General features: G+C 40.0%; 19 protein-coding genes and 1 other RNA gene. 6 read left to right on the top strand and 14 right to left on the bottom strand.

From position 1 onward, the window contains the following. Positions 1-2: 2 nt before the first annotated feature. From C0V70_RS00355 to mtnP, 4 genes are read right to left on the bottom strand one after another with little or no spacing between them, the layout of a single operon-like run. On the bottom strand, positions 3-1,976 hold the full coding sequence (locus C0V70_RS00355; protein WP_102241874.1) for a penicillin-binding transpeptidase domain-containing protein: 1,974 nt from the start codon (positions 1,974-1,976) through the stop codon (positions 3-5). 17 nt (positions 1,977-1,993) lie between these two features. Next, on the bottom strand, positions 1,994-2,311 hold the full coding sequence (locus C0V70_RS00350; RefSeq protein ID WP_102241873.1) for a hypothetical protein: 318 nt from the start codon (positions 2,309-2,311) through the stop codon (positions 1,994-1,996). 27 nt (positions 2,312-2,338) lie between these two features. Beyond that, on the bottom strand, positions 2,339-3,307 hold the full coding sequence (gene rsmH, locus C0V70_RS00345; RefSeq protein WP_102241872.1) for a 16S rRNA (cytosine(1402)-N(4))-methyltransferase RsmH: 969 nt from the start codon (positions 3,305-3,307) through the stop codon (positions 2,339-2,341). Beyond that, positions 3,307-4,152 carry an S-methyl-5'-thioadenosine phosphorylase gene (mtnP, locus tag C0V70_RS00340; protein ID WP_102241871.1) on the bottom strand — a complete coding sequence of 282 codons (846 nt, stop codon included), beginning with the start codon at positions 4,150-4,152 and terminating at the stop codon, positions 3,307-3,309. The genes rsmH and mtnP overlap by 1 nt, the downstream gene beginning before the upstream one ends. Before the next feature lie 85 nt (positions 4,153-4,237). Here mtnP and C0V70_RS00335 point away from each other — a divergent pair, with 85 nt between their 5' ends. Continuing rightward, positions 4,238-5,425 carry a hypothetical protein gene (locus C0V70_RS00335; protein ID WP_102241870.1) on the top strand — a complete coding sequence of 396 codons (1,188 nt, stop codon included), beginning with the start codon at positions 4,238-4,240 and terminating at the stop codon, positions 5,423-5,425. Here C0V70_RS00335 and C0V70_RS00330 read toward each other — a convergent pair. The 7 genes from C0V70_RS00330 to C0V70_RS00300 all read right to left on the bottom strand — a co-directional run bounded on the left by C0V70_RS00330 (position 5,417) and on the right by C0V70_RS00300 (position 10,516). Next, positions 5,417-6,007, bottom strand: a complete 591-nt coding sequence (locus tag C0V70_RS00330; RefSeq protein WP_102241869.1) for a GTP-binding protein — start codon at positions 6,005-6,007, stop codon at positions 5,417-5,419. The genes C0V70_RS00335 and C0V70_RS00330 overlap by 9 nt on opposite strands. 9 nt (positions 6,008-6,016) lie before the next feature. Next, on the bottom strand, positions 6,017-6,556 hold the full coding sequence (locus C0V70_RS00325) for a roadblock/LC7 domain-containing protein (RefSeq protein WP_133566647.1): 540 nt from the start codon (positions 6,554-6,556) through the stop codon (positions 6,017-6,019). 5 nt (positions 6,557-6,561) lie between these two features. Beyond that, positions 6,562-7,155 carry a recombination mediator RecR gene (recR, locus tag C0V70_RS00320; protein WP_102241867.1) on the bottom strand — a complete coding sequence of 198 codons (594 nt, stop codon included), beginning with the start codon at positions 7,153-7,155 and terminating at the stop codon, positions 6,562-6,564. Positions 7,156-7,158: 3 nt separating this feature from the next. Next, complete coding sequence (locus tag C0V70_RS00315) at positions 7,159-7,470, bottom strand: YbaB/EbfC family nucleoid-associated protein (protein ID WP_102241866.1); 312 nt, start codon at positions 7,468-7,470, stop codon at positions 7,159-7,161. Positions 7,471-7,563: 93 nt separating this feature from the next. Next, positions 7,564-9,282 (bottom strand): DNA polymerase III subunit gamma/tau, encoded by a 1,719-nt coding sequence (gene dnaX / locus C0V70_RS00310; protein WP_102241865.1) that lies wholly within the window; start codon positions 9,280-9,282, stop codon positions 7,564-7,566. Between the two features lie 92 nt (positions 9,283-9,374). Continuing rightward, an RNA gene (ffs, locus tag C0V70_RS00305) (signal recognition particle sRNA small type) lies at positions 9,375-9,470 on the bottom strand. Between the two features lie 41 nt (positions 9,471-9,511). Next, a complete protein-coding gene (locus C0V70_RS00300) occupies positions 9,512-10,516 on the bottom strand; it encodes an alpha/beta fold hydrolase (RefSeq protein WP_102241864.1) in 1,005 nt (334 codons plus the stop codon). Positions 10,517-10,633: 117 nt separating this feature from the next. Between C0V70_RS00300 and C0V70_RS00295 the strand changes: the two genes are divergently transcribed. Together C0V70_RS00295 and C0V70_RS00290 are read left to right on the top strand one after the other, a co-directional pair. After that, the gene (locus C0V70_RS00295; RefSeq protein WP_102241863.1) at positions 10,634-11,320 is read left to right on the top strand and encodes a YjjG family noncanonical pyrimidine nucleotidase; all 687 of its coding nucleotides are present in this window, start codon (positions 10,634-10,636) and stop codon (positions 11,318-11,320) included. A 1-nt stretch (position 11,321) separates the two neighbouring features. Then, positions 11,322-12,044 carry a sulfite exporter TauE/SafE family protein gene (locus tag C0V70_RS00290; protein ID WP_102241862.1) on the top strand — a complete coding sequence of 241 codons (723 nt, stop codon included), beginning with the start codon at positions 11,322-11,324 and terminating at the stop codon, positions 12,042-12,044. Positions 12,045-12,047: 3 nt separating this feature from the next. Here C0V70_RS00290 and C0V70_RS00285 read toward each other — a convergent pair whose 3' ends face one another. Continuing rightward, positions 12,048-12,527, bottom strand: a complete 480-nt coding sequence (locus C0V70_RS00285) for a nucleoside deaminase (RefSeq protein ID WP_102241861.1) — start codon at positions 12,525-12,527, stop codon at positions 12,048-12,050. Continuing rightward, positions 12,520-13,239 carry a hypothetical protein gene (locus C0V70_RS00280; protein ID WP_102241860.1) on the bottom strand — a complete coding sequence of 240 codons (720 nt, stop codon included), beginning with the start codon at positions 13,237-13,239 and terminating at the stop codon, positions 12,520-12,522. The genes C0V70_RS00285 and C0V70_RS00280 overlap by 8 nt, the downstream gene beginning before the upstream one ends. Before the next feature lie 169 nt (positions 13,240-13,408). Here C0V70_RS00280 and C0V70_RS00275 point away from each other — a divergent pair, with 169 nt between their 5' ends. Further along, positions 13,409-14,464, top strand: a complete 1,056-nt coding sequence (locus tag C0V70_RS00275) for a porin (protein WP_102241859.1) — start codon at positions 13,409-13,411, stop codon at positions 14,462-14,464. A gap of 168 nt (positions 14,465-14,632) precedes the next feature. After that, complete coding sequence (gene pstS / locus C0V70_RS00270) at positions 14,633-15,607, top strand: phosphate ABC transporter substrate-binding protein PstS (protein ID WP_208107762.1); 975 nt, start codon at positions 14,633-14,635, stop codon at positions 15,605-15,607. 41 nt (positions 15,608-15,648) lie between these two features. On the opposite strand, the gene C0V70_RS00265 is transcribed toward pstS, so the two are convergent. Continuing rightward, positions 15,649-16,389, bottom strand: a complete 741-nt coding sequence (locus tag C0V70_RS00265; protein WP_102241857.1) for a sulfite exporter TauE/SafE family protein — start codon at positions 16,387-16,389, stop codon at positions 15,649-15,651. Between the two features lie 74 nt (positions 16,390-16,463). Between C0V70_RS00265 and C0V70_RS00260 the strand changes: the two genes are divergently transcribed. After that, positions 16,464-17,378: an AAA family ATPase gene (locus C0V70_RS00260; RefSeq protein ID WP_102241856.1), complete on the top strand. Its 915-nt coding sequence runs from the start codon at positions 16,464-16,466 to the stop codon at positions 17,376-17,378. Position 17,379: the final 1 nt, after the last annotated feature.

Here is a 17,379-nt window from a genome sequence, read left to right as displayed (position 1 = left end):
ACCTATTCGTATGTTGGAGGTGAATATTCTAATTTCACAACAGTATCATCGCCAATCGGTGTTCCTGCTGGTGGGTATTGTGATGAAACCACTCCCATTCCTTTATGAACAACTTGAAGGTTTAACTTCAACGAGATGTTGGTCGTTGTAATCTTATCCAGCCCCATCATGTTCGGCACAATCCCAGGAGTCAAGCTTCTTGAAGCCGCTTCTTTAACCTGAACCATGTCGATATTGGTCTTAACTTTTTTCAGATCGTAATCATTGTCTTCATGTTCTGCGAGTCTACTAATGTCTTTATTTTTATAAAGCATATACTCCGCAAGGTTTTTAAACACTGGACCCGCAACTGCCCCACCGTAATATCCGCCAGTTTTTGGGTTATCAATATAAACAGCGATAACAAATTTTCTATCTACGTTAACTGGATATCCGATGAACCCAGAAACATAACCCTTATATCCACCATTTTTATCTACACGCTGAGCAGTCGCTGTTTTACCCGCAATCTGGAAGTGAGGGATCTTAGCATTTCCTCCCGTTCCTTTTTCAACTGCTAACACTAGGGCCTTTGTCAGATCCTCTGTATTCTTTTGCGACAGGACTCTTCTTCTTTTCTCTAGTTGATTCGCATTTTCAGGTTCTAATTCTGAAACGCTCACCTGGTTTGGATCGCGCTTAATAAGTGTTGGCTTAATGTACTCACCACCGTTAGCAATCGCCGCATAGGCTGCCATCATCTGAACACCTGTAACAGCAATACCTTGACCGAAACTGATGTTACTTAAAGAAAGAGGTGTGACGTTGTCTGCTTCAGTAAAAATACCGCGAGATTCTCCCGGCACTTCAATTCCAGTTTTATTTCCAAAGTTCAGTTCTTTTAATGTTTCTTTTAATTTTGGGAAAGTCAGATCAAATGCAAGTTTTGTCGTCCCGACGTTTGAAGAGTAACGAATAATATCTGCAACTGAAATCCATTCAAATTTTTCATGGCTTTCAGCTTCTTTAATCCAGTGATTATCAACTCTCATTCTTCCTTGTTCAGCATAGTAAGTAGAGTTAATAGTTGCTGTCTTGTGCTCAAGTGCCGAAGCCGCTGTGAAGATCTTAAATGTTGAACCTGGCTCAAACGGATCAATGGCAAAACTTAACTTTCTTGATTCAGGAGCTGATCCTTTAACATTGTTTGGATCAAAAGTAGGGTAGTTAGCAATCGCCAGGATTTCACCTGTCGAAGCATCAATAACACCAATCCCACCTTTATCTGCATTGTGTTTTAAGACAGCTTCCTTTAAATATTTTTCGGCCATTCCCTGGATGTCTTTATCAATCGTCAGGTAAATGTCTTTTGCTTGAGCTGTTACATCCTGATGACTTTCAAACTTAATCGCGCGGCCCTTGTTGTCGATCGTATATTTTAGAGTAACCGGATTTCCTCTTAGCTCTTTGTTGTACATGTACTCAAGGCCTGAAAGACCTGAGTTATCAAGACCAACAAACCCGATAACCTGAGACAGAAGCTCGTGGTTTGGATAAGTTCTCTCTGGAGTTCCTTCAATGAAGATACCTTTTAGTTCCTTGATATCTTCAACCTGATCTTTTGAAAGACGAAGCTTTCTGCCAAGCCAGGTAAATCTCTTTCTCTTTTTGATCGTCGTGATCATTTCTTTGTACGAAAGCTCCGGAACGATCTTGGCCAGTTTTTTATAAACATCATTTTTCCCATCAGTTGATTTTGGGATGGTGAAAATACTGTACGTTTGAACGTTAAGAGCAAGTGGGTGACCTGAACGGTCGTAGATGTTTCCACGTTTTGGATAAACAGTTGCCTGTCTTAAGAATTGTGAATTGGCGCGAACAATGAGATCTCCAGCATCGACTAGCTGAACCTTAAATGCTTTCCCTAAAACGAGAAGGAAAAACAAACAGAAACAGGTAAAAACAAAGATGATCCTATTTTTTTCAACTCTATTCATAATTCAATTTCCAAATCCTATGGAATGACAATAATTTGATCCTGCTTTGGTTGATCAAGGTTATGTGCTGCCGCTAATTTTCTTAACTTTTCAGCTGAAAGCATTCTTGCCTTCTTCGCTTTTAATTCTTTGTTATCCAGAATAACTTTTTCGATTTCGCGGTTTGTTTTTGTAATGGTGTAATCCATCTCAACATTTTTCATGCGAAATAGAACAAATAAAATGGCGAGTGTGGTGAATGATAAGAAAATGGGAAAACCCTGTGAGCTGAAAATAATTTCTTTTATTTTCGCGCCCAACTGAAATTTTTCAGAAGATTTCTTTGATGCGGCCATAATCACTCCTTGATTAAATGCCAAATATCATTGCTTATATTTATTCTTGTCTTTTTTAGTTTCTACTCTTTCTAATATTCTTAGTTTAGCACTTCTTGAACGAGAATTGTCTAAAATTTCTTGCTCAGATGGAAGAATTGGCTTTTTTGTTAAAACCTCAACCGGAAGCTCGGTTTTTTGAGAGGCGTCCCTGAAAACATTCTTCACAATGCGATCTTCGAGAGAGTGAAAGCTGATGATAGCGAGGCGACCGCCAACTTTTAGGAGCGGTATTAGTTGATCAATTGTGTTGGATAAAACTTCAAGTTCCCGGTTTACTTCAAGTCTTAGGGCCTGAAATACTCGAGTCGAAGGGTTGGTCTTTCCGTAGCGATGCTCTTTTGGATAGCAGTGGAAAACGATGTTTTCCAATTCTTTAGTCGTCGAGATTCGTTTCTCTTTTCTTTCAGTCACGATTTTCGCAGCGATCTTTCTGGCGTTTTTTTCTTCACCGTACTCTTCAAAAATTCTTCTTAGTTCTTCTTCACTGTATGTGTTGACGATCTCTTCGGCCGTTTGAAATTCATCCGATTCGTAATCCATACGCATATCAAGTGGCCCATCAAAACGAAATGAAAAACCTCTGCCGGCCTCATCGAAGTGATGTGAAGACACACCTAAATCCAGAAGAATTCCCTGGAATCCACCGTCAGCAAAAACTTCAGGCGAATGCTCTCTGATCATTGAAGGAAAATGAACAAAGTTTGTATCGATAAGCTTGATCCGATCACCCATTTGTTCCTTTTGGATTCTTTCGTTTCCATTTTTTAAGGCATCCGGGTCCTGATCAGTTGAGCGCACATTAAAAAGGGGATTCCTGTATAAAAATTCAAACGTGTGTCCGCCTCCGCCAAAAGTTAAATCAGCGTAGTAAGACTTTTTATCCAAAGGCGCCTTTTCAATTAATGAATCGACGCACTCATGTTTTAAAACTGTGTAGTGACCTGTATAGCTCATTATTTTAGAAGCACTTCTAGAATGTGAGTTTGCTCAGCTGAAAGTTTTTCCGGCTTCGACATAACCGCAAACGTGTTTTCTTTTTTAATTGTGAATGGATTCGCATGAAGCTTTGGAAGAAGCTTCTTTAAAACTGCATGTGCCGATTGATTGTTAGCTGACATAACTTTCATGATTTCTTCAAGAGTACAGTGCTCTTCTTTCCAGCAATCGTAGTCTGTAACCATAGCGATTGTTGCATAGGCCATTCCTGCTTCTTTTGCCAGGTAAGATTCTGGTACGTTTGTCATACCGATGACACTTGCACCAAAACTTCTGTAGATGTTTGATTCAGCTTTTGTAGAAAACTGAGGCCCTTCGATACAAATGTATGATCCGCCAGCTCCGTGTTTAACACCAGCCTCTTTACATGTTTCAACAATCATCTTTTGCAGTTGAGTATCAACAGGTTCAGCAACAGACACGTGGCCTACGATTCCGTTTCCAAAAAAAGTTCTTTCGCGCTGGCCTTTTGTCCAATCGATGAATTGATCAGGGATAACAAAACTTGCTGGCGGGAACTCTTCTTTTAGAGATCCAACAGCTGAAACTGAAATAATATATTCAACACCAAGCTCTTTAAGAGCAAAAATATTCGCTCTGTAATTGACTTCAGACGGAGTGAAGTTGTGGTGTTTTCCATGTCTAGGTATAAAGAAAAAAGGTGTACCGTGAAGGTTAGCCTCGATCACTTCAGAACTTGGGGCTCCAAAGGGAGTAGAAACTTTGTGTTCTTTAATAACTTCAACACCTTCAATCTTATATACGCCGCTTCCACCAATGATGCCGATCTTAATTCCGCCCATCTTACACCTCTTCAAATTTGACGATTTTTAAATTTTTATGGGATGATCTTACACTGTTATTTTCCCCTAGGAAATGTAAAAAGAAATGAGTGCCATTCACGTATTATCAAAGTCTTTTTCTCACTATAGATCTCGCATCCAGAAGAGAAAGGACATTCTTAGCTACGCTAAGCACACCAGTACTGAAGAAATTATCTTTAATCTTCAGAGACTGGTTAAGCTTAAGGACAAAAAAGATGTCCTTAAAACGCTTCTTTCTATTACAAATTCCAGCATCTGGCTGTCTCGTTCGGCGTTCACTGTTTTAAAATCTTATTTCGACATCAGCTCCATGGAAAACCTCAATCTCAACAGCGAAAGGGCCCAGGAGATCATCTCTTGCGTAACCAACAAGCGTTCGGTCGATGCAACAGACAGTGAAGTTTTTCAGACCATCTATCATGAGCTTGCTCACTCACATTTGGTAAACGATTACCGCACTTCACTCAAAGTGCCTGAAGTGAAAGTCACAATTGTGCTAGTCTCTGGTGTTTTCAATGAAATCTTTTCAACTCCTGCTTTCAAGCGTGGAGCAGAAACTCTTTTAGACCAATACGACATCAAGCATATCGCTCCAGTTGTCGATGGAAGAAAAGGTGCTCGTGAGAACTCACTGGCGCTAAAAAAACAAATCGAAGAATACATTGAAGCTAATCCCAATGAACGCCTGTGGTTTTTCTGTTTTTCAAAGGGGGGAGTAGACACTCTTCACTATCTGCGCTCAAAAGGCGACAAGCTTTCAGAAAATATTATTGGTGTTTCTTTTATCGCCACTCCGATTATGGGAAGCGATCACATCAACAACAAACTGCTAAAGCTTGCTAATACAATTGGGAAAGTTCCAGAAAACGTTTCAAAGAAAGTTTTAGGAAAAGACGTCAACCTGATTGCCAGTGAGCTTCAAAAATCGCTTTCAAAAAATTTCAGAGAAAGCTGGTTTAAAAAGAATCATAAACAACTGCCTTCAAGGCTCTTTTATACGGCGATTGCCTTCGAGTCGAAATGGCATCAAAGCCACGTATGGATGATGCTAACTAAGGCCATTTTTAGAAGCCAGAAATCAAACGATGGGATTGTTGATGTGGAAAATGCCCAGTTCCCATTTTACTTCAATGGACACAACCTTGGCGTTCTTGAAGGCCACCACTTAGTGGGAAGTCGTTCAAGCTTTTATGACCAGGAAGCGCTGATGAAGGCCCACCTGATCTACCTCGATTATAAAAACTTACTCTAATCCACCTTTAAGATTCATTAGAACTAATTTTGAAATCATCTTCAGCGTATCAAAAACACCATTTCCTTTAACTGCTACAGCTTCAAACTCGGGCACGCCCCACTTATTAAGTGCATTGTGCAGGTCTTTAATCGCCGTTGTATTAGGAAGGTCTCTTTTATTCCACTGCATGACCAGAGGGATTTTAGTGATGTCGTAACCTTGATCTGTCAGGTTCTTCTCTAGGGATTTAAGTGACTCAATGTTTGCTTCCATACGCTCAACCTGTGAGTCAGCCACGAAAACAACTCCGTCCACACCTCTTAGAATCAGCTTTCTTGAAGCCTCATAGAAAACCTGCCCGGGAACAGTGTAGAGGTGAAAACGCGTTTTAAAACCGCGGATCTCGCCTAAATCCAGAGGGAGGAAGTCAAAGAAAAGCGTTCTTTCGTTTTCTGTATTAAGTGAAATGATATTGCCTTTACTGTCACCGCTGGTTTTTTGATAAACATACTGGATGTTTGTCGTCTTTCCACCAAGCCCTGGCCCGTAATAGACAATCTTGCAGTTAACTTCTTTATTTACATAATTTACAAAAGACATGGCCTTACCTTAATTTTTAATGAACGCAAATAATCTATCCATTTCCGCATCGGAAATATCGCCAAACAGATACTCGCTCTTATCAAATGCTTTGTTTGTTTTTTCTTGAGTAGCACGGTGATCTTTCAACTCTTGGTTTAAGAATTCACTGAAACTTGCTGCCATCTCTCTCATTTTGTTTTTAATGAAACCTGGGTTCACTTCATCGTGATAAATCAGACCTAAATAGAGCTCTTCCATATCAGTAGAAATTGGTACGATATAGATACCCTGTGAAGACGTATCAAAACTCAGTCTGTAACCTTCTTTTGCTTCTTCTTTAGGAATGAACTCTGACAGCGCTTTTGAGGCCTGCCACACACCACTTAACAAAGCTCCAATAGAAGACTTTGAAAGTGAGTTGGCCAGATTGTTGTTGTGATAAAGGACCACACCGTCAGCTCTAATCATAAAGAATGAAAAGCGATTGATCTTTTCATCGATCTCGCACGATTCAAAAAAGGCCTGTACATACTTTGGAATTTTGCTCGTTCTATTTGTCATCATCATCCAACTTATAAATGCCTGCGGTTTTCAAGCGCTTTGGTAATCGTCAGGGCATCGACGAACTCCAGGCTTCCGCCCATTGGAATCCCAAACCCAATACGGTCAACACGAACACTATCCGGCAGCATTTGTTTAATGTAAGCACAAGTTGCATCCCCTTCAACCGAAGGGTTTACTGCCAGGATCACTTCTTCGATCTCTTCGTTTTTCACGCGGTCGATAAATTGATCCAGCTTAAGCTCATCAGGTCCAATTCCCAACAATGGGTTTAGAACACCAAAGAGAATATGAAATTTACCTTTAAAGTTCCCGCTTCGCTCAATGGCCAGACAGTCAGTCACCGACTCAACAACACAAAGTGTTTTTGAATGGCTTCTGCCGTAATCCAGACAGATCTTGCAAAGCTTATCATCGCAGAACATTCCGCACTTTTCACAGTGATTTAGTTCAGCGAGTGCTTTAACCGCTTCAGCAAAATGAACCAGGTCTTCCTTGTTCCATTTTGTCATGATCAGCGACTGGCGCAGGGCCGTCTTCTCGCCCACTCCAGGAAGGCGAGAAAACTGTCTTACAACCTTTAAAAGTTTTTCTGGTAATTCCATAGATTAGAACATTCCTGGGATGTTGATTCCACCAGTAACTTTTGACATCGCTGCCGATACCATATCTTGTGATTCTTTGATTGACTGGTTAACAGCTGTTTTTACCAGTTCTTCAAGGCTGGCAACATCGTTAGGGTCTACGCACTCTTTGTTGATTGAAATAGAAACGATTTGTTGTTTCCCTGTGATTTTGATTTTGATCATCCCACCACCAGAAGAAGTTTCTAGTTCGCGAGACTCAAGCTCTTTTTGTAATGTAGCCATTTTCTGCTGCATTTGTTGAGCTTGTTTCATTAAGTTTTGCATTCCTTTCATATTCTTCTCCTTTGTTCGTAAAACTCTTAAAAATACGTCTTTCTCATAACGTTTTCATCGCGAAGTAACATGCTCCATTGGAGCATTTTTTACTCACTTCTTTGAATTATCTAAAATAACTTTATCTACTTTCGAATTAAAAATTTTCTCTGCTTCTTTTAAAAGCGGGTTGCTCTTAAACTCTTCCACGCGATCCTGCATTGTCATCTGAGCTTTTTGTTCTCTGATTTCTGCCTGAGTTACAAAATCTTCTTTCTGAGTCACCTGAACCAGCTCAAGCTTGATGTTGTTTGTCTCAACTTCAAAGTACTCACTCAGATGGTTTAAAACCTTCTGAAAAACTTCCGGTTCATTTAAATAGTCCATAAACACCTGGCCGGAAAAACCAAAGCCAAGTTCGATATTCAAATAACCATTTTCCAGGCGAAGAGGGTTTAATGTATTTCCTTGCTCCAGGTTTGAAGCCGAAGCAGGAGAGCGCGCTGAAAGATCATTTAAAAATCCTTCCCACGTTAAATCTTTTTTTCCAACAGGTTTAGCAACCTGAGCAGGTGTTGCTGTCGGTGTTTCTTTTTTTGCTTCAACATTAGCTGGCGCAATTACCGCATCTCTTTCGCTGGCAATTTCCGACATCAGTGTTTCAAGTTTTTGAGCAACACTCATTTCTTTTGGAGCTTCTTCGACAACTGCTACTGGCGTAGGAGTTGCTTGTTTCGCTTCAGGTGCTGCTGTTGATGATGCCACTGCTACATTTTGTGAACCGGCAATCTTTTGGTTAAAGAAACTTCTTCTCAAGGCCACTTTGTACATCAGGACTTCAAACGCTTTTTCCGGAGAAATAGAATTGAAGATCCATGTTGTTTCTCTGGCCACTGTTTCGTAAATCCAGATTAACTCTGCTTCACCCAACGTACTTTTCTTTTTTAAGTTATTAAACAGCTCATCTAAAAGTGAGCTGGCAATGTTTTTAACCGGTACGTTTTCGTTTAACAGTCTTCCGTATACACGGCTAAGCTCTGCCGTATTCCCGGCATAAATCGCTTCAATGATTCCACTGATCGCTTTGGGCCCGGCAACACCAAGAGATGTTGTCAGCGTTTCTTCTTTGATGAAATTGTCTTCTGAGAATGTCAGTACCTGATCAAGAAGAGAAAGTGTGTCGCGCACAGACCCTCTCCCAAGAACCGCTAACTGCTGAATAAGTTCTTCTTGTTCAAACTTAATTCCTTCTATCTTAGAAATTTCTTTTACATGATTTGCTAAGGTTTCAACCGAAACGTTTCTAAAATCAAAACGCTGGCAGCGAGAAAGAACTGTCCCTAAAAGTTTCTGTGCTTCAGTTGTGGCAAAAATAAAGACAACGTGAGCAGGTGGCTCTTCCAGGGTTTTTAAAAGAGCGTTGAAAGCATTGGTTGAAAGCATATGCACTTCATCGATGATGTAAACTTTAAAACGCCCCGAAGTCGGCAGGTAGTGAACGTTGCTGATAAGATCGCGGATGTTATCAACACTGTTATTTGAAGCTCCATCGATTTCAATAACGTTCATCGATGTTTCTGTATCGAAATCTAAACAAGCAGGACAAGTCCCACAGGCATTGATGTCAGCAGTGATAGTTTCACAACGGATAGCTTTAGCAAAAATTCTCGCCACAGATGTTTTACCAACACCGCGAGTTCCGACCATCATGTAAGCATGGCCGATTTTATTTTTAGCAATAGCGTTTTGAAGCGAGCGGGTAACGTGCGATTGTCCGATCACATCTTGAAATTTTTTAGGACGCCATTTCCTGGCCAAAACTTGGTATGACATTTTATTCCTTAAAATTGCTTAGGAAATCGAAAGAATTTTTTCCAGATTAAAAGGTATTAAATTTAGCGGAATTAGTAAATGGAATTACAAGAAGTAGCTAGGAAAACAGCACAAAGCAGAAACAGCTACCGTTGCTCCCTTCCGGGCCTGGCGGGGTTGACCGATCGTACCTTTGCTGCCCCCTAACTACCGAGGGCATCTTAGTAAATTAACGGGCCTTGTGTCAAGGCTATAACTCTGGAACAAAGAGTTTCATGAAGCCAGAAAAGTCTTCGACGAATGGCACATGTCCGAGTCCTTTCATCGAAATGAGCTTCCCTTGCGGAATCATTTTAGCCACTTCTGGCCCAAGCTTCGGATAGTTACCCATAATCTTCTGGTTTTCTGGTGACGCCCATGCTTTCCCAATAGCCGTTTTATCTCTATCGCCATTGATTAGAGTCGTCTTCATCTTCAGTTTTTTAAACTCATAAACTACTGGCTGCGTATAAATTAATTCTGCAGTTAAGGCCGCATTTCTTGCCACAAGTGCATGGTCTGGCCCCTTAGTCCAACCAACAGCAGGAACAATCATCGGTTCATATTCTGCTTTCCAATTTCCATCGTAATAGGCCGCTTTTTGATAATCGCGGATTTTGTCTTCGTTGTTTTTTAATTCGCCAGCGTAAAGTTCATCCACTGTCTTGTATGGAGCAAGCAATTTGTAATCTTCAAGTCCAATTGGGTTAACGAGCACAAGTTTTTTCACTTTCTCTGGATACATCAGCGCGTATCTTGTAGCCAGCATTCCACCCATTGAGTGACCGACAAGCGTGAATTCCTGCACTCCCAATTGTTTTAGAAGGTCATCTGTTAAACGAGCGAGCAATTGGAATGAGTACTGGAAATGTTCCGGTTTTGATGATTTTCCAAAACCAATTTGATCAGGAACGATAACGCGAAATCCTTTGCCAACCAGTTCTTTTACGATTGGCTCAAAGTAAAATCCACCGAAGTTTTTTCCATGGAACATCACCACGGTTTTTTTCACATCACCGGCCGGTTTGATATCCATATAACTCATCTGCAATTTCTGTCCTTGTGTTTCAAAGACATAAGAACTTACGGGAAAAGGGTAATTATACCCACTCAAAACAGCATCGAAGCCTGTTTGTGGTTTTTCCGTTGTCACAATTTTTTTTGTTGCACACGATGCAAGTAGAGCGAGAGACAATAAACAAATAATCTTCTTCATAAACTCCTCAGGGTTGGGTTTTTTATGGCATAATCATTATGAAGGCAGACATTTTCATGTCAATGAAATATCATACCCAAGTCATTAGGCACTTTTTTGTAATTGGAGTTTTCTCTCATGAAATACAATCTTTTTCTCTTCGACCTCGACGACACACTTCTTGATTTCCAAGCTTCAGAAAAATTGTGTTTCACTCAGACATTTATTCACTTTGGTGTAAAAGATCTTTTAGAAGAAATCCACAAAACATACAAAACAGAAAACAATCATCTATGGAAACAACTTGAAAGAGGAGAAGTCGATAAAGACTTTTTAAAAGTTGAGCGTTTCAAAAGAACTCTCGACATTCATAAAATTGAAATTCCTCCGCACAAAATGTCGGAGTTTTACCTTGAACAACTTCCCAAGCACGTTGTCTTGATCGATGGTGCCGTTGAAGTTCTAAGACACGTTAAGCAATTCGGTGAAGTGGGAATCATCACAAACGGAATTGAGTACACTCAAAGAGAGAGAATTAAAAACTCTGAGCTAAAAGACTACATTGACTTTATCGCTGTGTCTGAAGAGTGTGGATTTGCCAAACCGGATGTTCGCTTTTTTGAATTTGCGGCCAGCAGGTCTAAGAACTTTGTTAAGGAATCTACTATTATTATCGGGGACCGCTTTGATGCCGACATTCTTGGAGCTCATAATTTTGGCATTGATTCACTTTGGTTCAACCAACATAAAACACCCAACACATCAGACTTAAAACCGACATACGAAGCTCATTCTTTATCACAAGTAAAAAAAATACTGAGCTAATATGCAAACACACGATTGGATCATCGCTTTTAGCGCCTTTATATCGGAAGTACTTGGCACTTTAAGCGGGTTTGGTTCCTCTACATTTTTTGTCCCACTGGCCACTTTTTTTGAAAGCTTAAAACTCGTCCTGGCGATAACATCTATCCTTCATTGCTTTGGAAATATTTCCAAGATTTATCTTTTTAAAAGCGAAATAAATTTAAAACGTTTTATCCGGTACGCCCTTCCTTCTATTGTGATGACTGGAATTGGTGCAACGATGGCCATTTATTTTTCCAGTTCATGGTTAGAAAAGGCCCTGGGTCTATTCCTGGTTATTTTCGCTATCTTTAAGTTCTTTTCAAAAGAAATGACCAAGACTTTTTCTACCAAGACCTCTTTCTCGCTTCTGGGGATTTCAGGTTTTTTAACCGGCCTTATCGGAACTGGTGGGGCCATTCGAGGAATTGTTTTAAGCAACATGGCCATTTCCAAAGACACCTTTGTCGCTTTGTCTGCCTTTATTGATTTCGGAGGAGATTTACTTAGAGCAATCTTATATATCAGTAACGGCTTTATGGATTGGTCTCAATGGTTCTACATTCCTCTGATGATGATCGCTGCTTTTTTAGGTTCTGTAGTTGGAAAAAGAATCCTCTCCAGAATCAATCAGAAACAATTTGAAAAGATTGTAAGCTTTTTCATCTTGATTAGCGGCCTGGCGATGTTATTTGGAAAATAATTTTTAAAATTTATAACTAGTGCGCTTCTCTTTAAAAAAAGTCGAAAGTAGCTTTGAACATTCGAAGTGGCGAAGACCACCCATGACAGGGAAGCTGTGGTTAAGCTTTTGATCTTTATAAAAATTATAATTCAAACTCAAGGCCCCACCTTTTGTATCATAAGCTCCAAAATAAAGATGACTGATACGCGCTTGAACAAGGGCGCTCAAACACATCGGGCAAGGCTCAAGCGTGACATAAATCGAACAATTCAATAAACGCCAGTTGTTTAATTTTTTCGCGGCCTCTGTAATCGCCAGGATCTCTGCGTGTCCGCAGGGATTATGAACTTTCTCTTTTTGGTTATGAGCTCGCGAAATAATTGTGCCCTCTGAATCAACGATCACTGCCCCTATAGGGACTTCGTCTTCGCGATAAGCTTTGTGAGCTTCTTTCAAAGCTTCATCCATTAGCCATAAATGATCATTAATATTTTTAGACATGAGCAAACTTCATCTTGCGCTTATTATTTTTCTGCTTTTTCCACAAACGCTCCAGGTGAATGTAGCGCTTCTTATTACTCTTACTATCAAACTTGAATTGAACACCATAGATGATAGGGCGTCCGATCACATCGCGCCTTTTACTCATCACCACTCCGCGAAGTAATACGTTATCCTCATCAAGTGCTGCATTGATAACAATTTCTTCACCAAGTTTCAACTCTGAGAAGCTGGCCACACACCCTGCCTGACGTCGAAGATCTGTTAGTCGAGCTGCAAATTCATTCTCACCTGACTTAATAGAGATCTTTAAATCATCTCTGTATCTAAAGTCATATTCCCACCAACTGACGACAGGGTAGTAAATAGGAGAGGAAAGAAGATACATCTTAAAGACAAGAATAAGTGTCGAGATGAGGTAGAGGATACCAATATGTTCATTATCTAAAATGTAGAATTGCTCATAGATTTTAAAGAGCAAATAACAAAAGAGCAGAGCAGAAAATGACCAATAGGTATAATAACGATGTTTGATTGTGCTGTAGTAAGGCTTAGCGAGCCATAAGAAAAAAAGCAATCGAATGAAGAGGCGAAACTTTGGAGTGGCCACGATTTCTGTCATTATGGCCAAGTGAATAAGAAAGAAAAAAGAGCGCATCAAAAACTTGATTGTTTTAGTTTCGTATCTAAAATTAAGTTCGATTGATTCCATTTACTTTTATTCTTCTTCGATTTGAGAAATATTCTTACATCTTTATTATGAAGTGATTTCTGACTTTTTTAAAGAATCTTAACAAAAAATTGATACACAAAGCAGATAAAGTCTGAGTAAACTATTTCCATACATTTTTTCTTATCAATAACTCATACAAGGATGAACAATGAAAAAAATGCTAACTTTTGCTGCTATCGCAGCGGTATCAACAAGCGCACACGCGTTTGATTACAAATTCGGTCTTGAAGGACGTTCGGACTTCATTAGCTCAACTTCTAAAACAGAAGTAGGTGCTACTACTACAAAGACTAAGTACATGGGTTTCCAGTCAAACCTTATCCGTCTAAGCTTAACTGGTAACATCAACGAGAACCTAACTTACAAGTTCCGTTACAGATTCAACAAGACTGAAGCTACAAACACAACAAGAGACAACTCTACAAAAAGTCTTGATCACCTTTACGTAGACCACAAGAACTCACTTTTCACAACTCGTTTTGGTAAAACAAACTGGGCTGAAGCTTACGGACGTGAGTCTTTCCTTTCTTCAACAGACCTACTAATCACTTCTGCAGCTTATGACCAATACAACACGAACATTGGTACATACCGTTTTGGTGTTTCTGGGACATATACATTCCTAGATACAAACAAAATCACTCTTGCTATCTCTAACCCAAACCCTGAGTTAACAGATACAACAGCAGCTACAGCTACTAACGAAAAGAAAAACACGTCTTTAGCTTACGCTATTCACTACTCTTCAGTTCTTTTCGACAAAGCTTTCCAACCGACTCTTTCTTACACGACAGCTAAGCAAGACAACGATGTAAAATCAGCTAAGAACACAATGATGGCTGCTGGTTTCAGAACTGAAGCTATTTCAAACCTAATTGTTGATGCAGACTGGAAACAATTCAAAGCTGAATCACAAACAAACGGTGGAGTTGACACAAAAACTTCTTCAATCTTCGCTAACGTTGCTTACAACATCAATGAGTGGTCTCCATTCGTTCAGTACATCAACGATAAAGTTAAAGGTGCAGCGAACTCTGAGTACAAGAAAAACTCAATCGCTGGTGGTGTTATGTGGAAACCATTCCAAGATACTAACTTCCGTTACCACCTAGCTTACACAAATGCTAATAAGAAGTTTGATGTAGCTGCTAACGGTAAAGTAAAAGATAACATCATTACTTTCGGTATCAAAGCTGACCTATAGTCTCTAAACTAAGTTTCGCTGATATTATAAAGAGGGCCTGGAAACGGGCCCTTTTTATTTTCACCTAACCAAATCCTAACAATACAAAATCCCCAAATTCCCATATAAAATACTCATAATGTTGTTTCTAACAAAACGAGTGAGGTTTTTGTGTTAAAAAATTTGCTTATGTTTCTTGCGCTTACTATTTCTCTTAACGTTTCTGCTGCTCAAAAGGTTAACGGAGCGGGTGCTACATTCCCTTATCCAATTTACTCAAAATGGTTCTCTGAGTACCAAAAAATCAACAAAGATGTTGAGTTCAATTACCAATCAATCGGAAGCGGAGGAGGAATTAAACAAGTCCTGGCGCAGACTGTAGATTTCGGGGCAACTGATGCACCAATGACTGACGAAGAACTAAAATCAGCAAAAACTCCAATCAGACATATCCCAACTGTACTTGGTGCAGTTGTTGTTGCTTATAATGTTAACGGCATTCAAGCAGGTCTTCACCTTGATGGTGAGGTACTGGCAAAAATCTTCCTTGGTGAAATCACTAAGTGGAACGATGCTGCTATCGCGAAACTAAACCCAAAAGCTAAACTTCCAGTAACAGACATTCTTGTTGTGAGAAGATCAGATGGATCAGGAACAACGGCTGTATTCACAGAATACCTTGCTGCTGTATCAGCTGATTTCAAATCTAAAGTAGGTGCTGGTAAAAACGTTAATTGGCCAGCTGGTATCGGAGCTAAAGGTAACGAAGGTGTGAGTGCAATGGTTTCTCAAACTGACGGAGCTATCGGATACACTGAATTAGCTTACGCTATCAACACTCAACTAAAAACAGTTTCTATGAAAAATGCAAAAGGGGAATTCATTGTTCCATCTGTTGCCTCAATCACAGCTGCAGCTTCTTCTGTTAAGAAATTTGATGGTGACCTAAGAATGTCAATCATCAATGCTGACGCTAAAGGGGCTTACCCAATTTCTTCTTTCACATACATCCTTCTTCCAGAAAATGCTGCCTCTGCTCCAGTAAAAGCAGTAAGAGCTTTCCTTGGATGGGCGCTGAAAGATGGACAGAAATTCGCAAGCGAACTTCACTATGCTCCACTTCCAAAGAAAATGAGCGAGTCACTTCTTAAATCTCTTAAGTAATTTGACTTTATACCTGCCCGGCTTCTCCCGGGCAGGTCTTTTTAGCCTTCAAACCAAATCAATTTCACCATCAATAAGACAACGATAAAAAAGAGCATAGGGCGAACGATCTTAGAAGCGGCCTTCGTTGCATAACTAGCGCCGATATAAGATCCAAAAGACATTCCTGTGGCCATAATAAGACCTTCTTTCCAATGAACAAAACCATTCATTGAAAAAGTCACAAGTGCTGTTCCTGCAGAAAAAGTATTGGCCAGTTTTGAGATAGCAATGGCAGTGAGCATCGGGTAACCGGTCCCAAGAAACAAGCTTAAGAACATAAATGTCCCGCCACCAGGGCCAAAAAATCCGTCATAAAAACCACTGGCAATAGCACTTAAGAAAAATAATCCAGGATGAGGCTTCGTGAAGTTCTCGCGCTCTTTGAAAAATTTCTCTTTGTTATACACAATCCAAAGAATTACCGGGCACATGAAGATCATTAGAAAACGAAAAAACTCTTTTGAAGCGTAAGGCGCCAGTGAACTTCCCAAAAAAGAACCAAAAGCACAGACCACGCAAAAAGCGAGTCCTTCCTTCCACTTTAAGTGACCTTTGCGTGCGTAGACGAAAAGGGCAACTGCAGCACCAACAGTACCAAGTATTTTATTTGTTCCGATAGCATGAGGGCCTGGTGCTATCGCAATTGAAAGTGTGGGAAGTGAAATCAGGCCGCCACCGCCAACGACCGAGTCAATTAATCCAGTAAGAAGCCCCATCAGAGGCAATAAATAGTTTTCCATCAGCCCAATCTAAATTGATAAATTCTATTTTTCAATTAGCATTATAGTTGGCCCTCAAAAAAATCGAGTATCACATGAATAATGCTATCCAAGATTTCCTGGCTTCGGCCGAACACTCTATTTTAGGAAAACAAACAGAAACCAAGCTCGCTCTTTGTTGTTTTCTTTCACATGGACACCTTCTCATTGAAGATGTTCCAGGAATGGGAAAGACCACTTTTGCAAAAACGCTGGCGAAACTTCTCGACCTCTCTTTTGCCCGCATTCAGTTTACCAATGACCTTATGCCCTCAGACCTTGTTGGTATCCAAATCTTTGATGCCAAAGAAGGAAAGTTTAACCTTATTCATGGGCCAATCTTTCATCAATTCATCCTGGCCGATGAGCTCAACCGTGGAACTCCTAAAACTCAAAGTGCCTTACTGGAAGCGATGGAAGAAAAACAAGTGACTTTAGATGGCAACACCATCAATCTTCCTCATCCATTTTTTGTAGTTGCAACCCAGAATCCACGTTCACAAATCGGGACTCATCATCTTCCAGAATCACAACTGGATCGTTTTATGATGAAAATCAAAATTGGTTATCCGGATGCAAAGTCAGAAAAAAACATTATTTCCAGTGATGCCCACACCGAAAGTTATCAAAAATTAAAACCCGCAATTAATCCATCTTCTCTGGCCGATCTCTATGAGGCAGTAAAAAATGTTAAAGTAAGCGACAAGCTTTTAGATTATGTTTTAAGACTTTTGGATCAATCGCGAAATAGCAATTCATTCCAAGGACTAAGTCCGCGGGCCGGAAAAGACATCATTAAAGCGGCTAAAGCATGGGCACTTATTAGTGGGAGAGATTATGTCCTTCCTGATGATGTGCAAATCATCCTTCCTTCTGTCGTGTCTCACAGGCTTGCTCCTTTTCAAAATCAATCCTTTGATCAGGATAGGGAGCTTACTCAAATGTTGATTAAAACAACCAAGGTAGACTAAA

Origin of the sequence: Bacteriovorax stolpii (assembly GCF_002872415.1) — a bacterium.
GTDB lineage: Bacteria > Bdellovibrionota > Bacteriovoracia > Bacteriovoracales > Bacteriovoracaceae > Bacteriovorax > Bacteriovorax stolpii.
Note: the sequence above shows the minus strand (reverse complement) of the source record. Positions and strands in the feature narration are given on the sequence as shown.

Coding starts and splice junctions, on each gene's coding strand:
- C0V70_RS00355 (WP_102241874.1), bottom strand. CDS start 1,976: ATGAATAGAGTTGAAAAAAATAGGATCATCTTTGTTTTTACCTGTTTC.
- C0V70_RS00350 (WP_102241873.1), bottom strand. CDS start 2,311: ATGGCCGCATCAAAGAAATCTTCTGAAAAATTTCAGTTGGGCGCGAAA.
- rsmH (WP_102241872.1), bottom strand. CDS start 3,307: ATGAGCTATACAGGTCACTACACAGTTTTAAAACATGAGTGCGTCGAT.
- mtnP (WP_102241871.1), bottom strand. CDS start 4,152: ATGGGCGGAATTAAGATCGGCATCATTGGTGGAAGCGGCGTATATAAG.
- C0V70_RS00335 (WP_102241870.1), top strand. CDS start 4,238: ATGAGTGCCATTCACGTATTATCAAAGTCTTTTTCTCACTATAGATCT.
- C0V70_RS00330 (WP_102241869.1), bottom strand. CDS start 6,007: ATGTCTTTTGTAAATTATGTAAATAAAGAAGTTAACTGCAAGATTGTC.
- C0V70_RS00325 (WP_133566647.1), bottom strand. CDS start 6,556: ATGATGATGACAAATAGAACGAGCAAAATTCCAAAGTATGTACAGGCC.
- recR (WP_102241867.1), bottom strand. CDS start 7,155: ATGGAATTACCAGAAAAACTTTTAAAGGTTGTAAGACAGTTTTCTCGC.
- C0V70_RS00315 (WP_102241866.1), bottom strand. CDS start 7,470: ATGAAAGGAATGCAAAACTTAATGAAACAAGCTCAACAAATGCAGCAG.
- dnaX (WP_102241865.1), bottom strand. CDS start 9,282: ATGTCATACCAAGTTTTGGCCAGGAAATGGCGTCCTAAAAAATTTCAA.
- C0V70_RS00300 (WP_102241864.1), bottom strand. CDS start 10,516: ATGAAGAAGATTATTTGTTTATTGTCTCTCGCTCTACTTGCATCGTGT.
- C0V70_RS00295 (WP_102241863.1), top strand. CDS start 10,634: ATGAAATACAATCTTTTTCTCTTCGACCTCGACGACACACTTCTTGAT.
- C0V70_RS00290 (WP_102241862.1), top strand. CDS start 11,322: ATGCAAACACACGATTGGATCATCGCTTTTAGCGCCTTTATATCGGAA.
- C0V70_RS00285 (WP_102241861.1), bottom strand. CDS start 12,527: ATGTCTAAAAATATTAATGATCATTTATGGCTAATGGATGAAGCTTTG.
- C0V70_RS00280 (WP_102241860.1), bottom strand. CDS start 13,239: ATGGAATCAATCGAACTTAATTTTAGATACGAAACTAAAACAATCAAG.
- C0V70_RS00275 (WP_102241859.1), top strand. CDS start 13,409: ATGAAAAAAATGCTAACTTTTGCTGCTATCGCAGCGGTATCAACAAGC.
- pstS (WP_208107762.1), top strand. CDS start 14,633: ATGTTTCTTGCGCTTACTATTTCTCTTAACGTTTCTGCTGCTCAAAAG.
- C0V70_RS00265 (WP_102241857.1), bottom strand. CDS start 16,389: ATGGAAAACTATTTATTGCCTCTGATGGGGCTTCTTACTGGATTAATT.
- C0V70_RS00260 (WP_102241856.1), top strand. CDS start 16,464: ATGAATAATGCTATCCAAGATTTCCTGGCTTCGGCCGAACACTCTATT.